We start from the raw sequence: 3,324 nt of genomic DNA, 5'->3' as shown, positions 1-3,324 counted from the left end.
ACGCAGTAGTCGGCGACCTCTTCCGGCGTCTTCTCGCCCTTCACCTTGGCGCCATTGCCGCGCAGCGAGAAATAGTCGGTGAAGGGGATGTCCTTGCGCACCGCGCCGCCGAGCAATTGGTAGAGCGGCTGCTTCCAAGCCTTGCCGCGCAGATCCCACAGCGCCATTTCGATGGCGCCGAAGGCCATGATGCGGGTGCGGTCGTTGATCGACTGCACGCCGCTCCAGAAGGGCAGGCAGACTTCCTCCGCGCCGGCGATGTCGAAGGCGTCGCGACTGGCAAGCCTGGACGCCAGCACGTCGTTAATGATCGCAGCCGCGCCCGGCGTCGGCGCTTCGCCGATGCCGGTGAGCCCGTCCTCCGTCTCGACCTCGACGATGGTCGGCGAGAAGCCGTCGAGCTCGCCGAAGACCCAGACGTAAGGCGCTTCCAGCCTGTAGTTGATCGGGGTTGCCTTGACGCGCCTGATCCTCATGTCAGCCGATCTCGAAGAAGGGCTCGCCGAGCAGGCCGGGGTCGACATCGATGCCGAGGCCGGAGCCGTCGGGGATGCCCATATGGCTGCCGGTCACCGGCGGCGCGTTCCTGGCCGTGCGCACCGTCACCCATTCGTGGAAGGCAATCGCATGCAGCCGGCGCTCCGCCGGCGTCGACAGCGACAGATGCGCCATGGCGGCGGTATCGATCTCGGCGCCGCCGGTGTCTTCCACCGTGATCATGAAGCCGAGATCGACGGCGACGTCGCGGATCAGCCGGGTCTGCGTCACGCCGCCCAGCCGCGAGATCTTCAGCGTCAATCCGTCGGCGGCACCGCGGCGATGGATCTCCAGCATCTCGCCCAGCGAGGTGACGGATTCGTCCAGCACCATCGGCTTGTCGAGCATGCGGCGCACCGACATGTTCTCGTCGAGCGTCGTGCAGGGCTGCTCGAATGTGTAGTCGATGCCGCGCGTGGCGTCGGCAAACTGCCGCGCCTGGTAGGGCGTCCAGCCGGCATTGGCGTCGCAGAAGATCACCGTGCCTTTCGGCACGGCAGCGGCCACCGTCGTCACCCGCTCGATATCGTCATGCACGTTGCCGCCGACCTTGACCTGCAGGCGGCGGCAGCCTTCGGCAATGATCCGTTTGGCCAAAGCCGCCATCTGGTCGAGCGTGCCGTGGGTGACGACCCGGTAGGTTTCCGCCATGTCGCTTTCGCGGCCGCCGAGCATGGTCACCAGCGGCACATCAGCCGCTCGCGCCGCCAGGTCCCAGCACGCCATGTCGAGCGCCGACTTGATGTAGGGGTGGCCCTTGAACACGGTGTCCATCAGCCGGCCGATGCCGGCGAACCCGCGCGGGTCATGGCCGATGAGATGCGGCGCGATCTCCGGCACGCCCGCGCGCGCTCCCGCCGGGAAGGCGGCCGAGTAGAAATTGCCGAGCGGCGCCATCTCGCCCCAGCCGGTCACGCCGTTGTCGGAGGTGATGGCGACGATCACCGCGTCGAAGCAGTCGGCGACGCGCCCCTTGGACATGCGGTAGGGCCCGTCCACGAAGGGCTGCACGACATGATAGGCCTTGATGCTCTTGATCTTCACTTTGCCGTCGTCCGCTTGTCGGTCAGTTCTTCGATGCCCGTTTTTCGAGGCCGCGCGCATAGGCGAGAAGCTCCTCGAAATCGAGGTCGATATGCTCGCGCGCATGGCGCTGCGCGGCGCGCATGTCGGCGCCTTTGAGCAGCGCCACATAGGTCTCGTGCACGTCCTCGGCCGGCACCGGCTCGTTGCGCGCCCGTTGGTGCAGGGCGAAATACATCTGCAATCGGCTGGTCAGGCGCTGCCAGGTCTCCAGAAGCACCGAATTGTCGGCCCATTCGTAGACCAGCCCATGCAGTTGCAGGGCGGTTTCGATCTGGCGTGTGGTGTCGACGGCTCGCGTCGCCTGCTTCACCGCCTCGTGACGACGGTCCAACTCGTCGAAGAAGCGCTGGTCGCGCTGCGGCCAGGCGAGTTCGATGGCGAACTCGTCCAGCACCTTGTTGAGCGAATAGGCGTCGATGATGTCCTTGGCGGTGACGTCGATGACAAAGGTTCCGGCATAAGGAATGCTGGTCAGGATGCCTTCCTGCACCAGCTCGCGCATGGCCTCGCGCAGCGGCGCGCGGCTCACCCGCATCTGCTCGGAAATCCGGAGCTCGTTGAGCTTCTGTCCGGGCTCCAGCTGTCCGGTCAGGATGGCGCGCCTGAGCAGCGCGACGATCTCCGCCCTGCGCGTCGTATCCGCGATCGGACCGAAATCCAGCTTTGCCATGGGTCGACTCCCGGGAGGAATTTCTGCAAGACAAGCAGATTGTCGACAATCTAACAAGAGCTGATTTCCACGAACTCCGGATTTTGAGCCGGCAGTCTCAAGCCGCTCGCCCGTAGAAACCGATCCGCTCCTCGTCGGTGAACATCACGCCGGGGCGTTCGTAATAGGAGAACACCGCGATCATGCGTTCGCGATTGCCTTCGACGGTGGTGACGCGGTGCGCGGTGTTCTTGCCGCGGAACACGTTCAGCGTGCCGGCCTTGATGCGCAGGATCTTTGCCTCGGGATCGCGTCCCTCGAGCAGTTTCGCCACGCCGTCATAGTTCGGGTTGTCGTCCGAGCGCAGGTCGGTGCGGTATTCGAAGTCGCCGCCGCGCTCCGGCGCCTGCAGCAGAAGGGTCGTGGTGAATTCCGAGCGGTCGAAATGCCAGTTGAGCGCTTCGCCGGCGCGGTAGCCCATGACATTGGCGCGGGCGAGGGGATCCTGCATGACATGCAATTGCGGCTTGTCCATCGTCGCCGCCAGGAACCGCACCAGCGGCGCGTATTCGTAAATCGAAAGCACGGTGCTGCCCGGGATCTGGTCGGCGCAGACCGTGTGGCTGATCGTCTCCACCTTGCGCAGCGCCGGATGATCCGGCGAAAGCTCCGGGATCGACGGCTTGAAATAGATGTTGTGCATGCGCCTGTGGATATGCGAGCGCGTGTCCATCACCGGCCGGACCTCGGCGACGGCCTTTTCGGCCATGCCGGGGCGCAGGAAGCCTTCGAGGTTGAACATGCCGTTGGCTGCCAGCGCGGCCTTGGACTCGTCCACCAGCCGTTGCCATTCGGCGCTGCCTTCGCGGTCGAGCGGGTAGCGGTCCAGGTCGAGAATGGTTTCGATCATAGCGTCCTCCGAAATCTGGAGGTCACTACACACCAAGGAAAACTTTGCCACAACGCAGAAAATTGTTAGGGTTTCCCAAGAAAAACTTTCGAGGAAAAACGTGGAAAAGCTTCCGCCTTTGAACGCGATGCGGGCTTTCGAG

4 protein-coding genes are annotated in these 3,324 nt (G+C 64.4%); all 4 read right to left on the bottom strand.

Features of this window, described 5'->3' with window-relative positions:
- On the bottom strand, positions 1-476 hold a 476-nt coding region (locus tag EOD07_RS27830), incomplete at its 3' end, for a mandelate racemase/muconate lactonizing enzyme family protein (protein WP_164772594.1).
- A gap of 1 nt (position 477) precedes the next feature.
- The gene (locus EOD07_RS27825; RefSeq protein WP_127237670.1) at positions 478-1,581 is read right to left on the bottom strand and encodes a mandelate racemase/muconate lactonizing enzyme family protein; all 1,104 of its coding nucleotides are present in this window, start codon (positions 1,579-1,581) and stop codon (positions 478-480) included.
- Positions 1,582-1,603: 22 nt separating this feature from the next.
- The gene (locus EOD07_RS27820; protein ID WP_127237669.1) at positions 1,604-2,293 is read right to left on the bottom strand and encodes a GntR family transcriptional regulator; all 690 of its coding nucleotides are present in this window, start codon (positions 2,291-2,293) and stop codon (positions 1,604-1,606) included.
- Between the two features lie 97 nt (positions 2,294-2,390).
- Entirely contained in the window at positions 2,391-3,182 is a 792-nt protein-coding gene (locus EOD07_RS27815) for a 2OG-Fe(II) oxygenase (RefSeq protein ID WP_245470518.1), read from the bottom strand.
- Positions 3,183-3,324: the final 142 nt, after the last annotated feature.

The sequence above is a fragment of the Mesorhizobium sp. M2C.T.Ca.TU.002.02.1.1 genome (assembly GCF_003997225.1).
This window is presented reverse-complemented; position numbering and strand designations above follow the sequence as displayed.

What these genes read in the sequence shown, in the direction of transcription:
- EOD07_RS27820 (WP_127237669.1), bottom strand. Translation starts at nt 2,293, where the DNA reads ATGGCAAAGCTGGATTTCGGTCCGATCGCGGATACGACGCGCAGGGCG.
- EOD07_RS27815 (WP_245470518.1), bottom strand. Translation starts at nt 3,182, where the DNA reads ATGATCGAAACCATTCTCGACCTGGACCGCTACCCGCTCGACCGCGAA.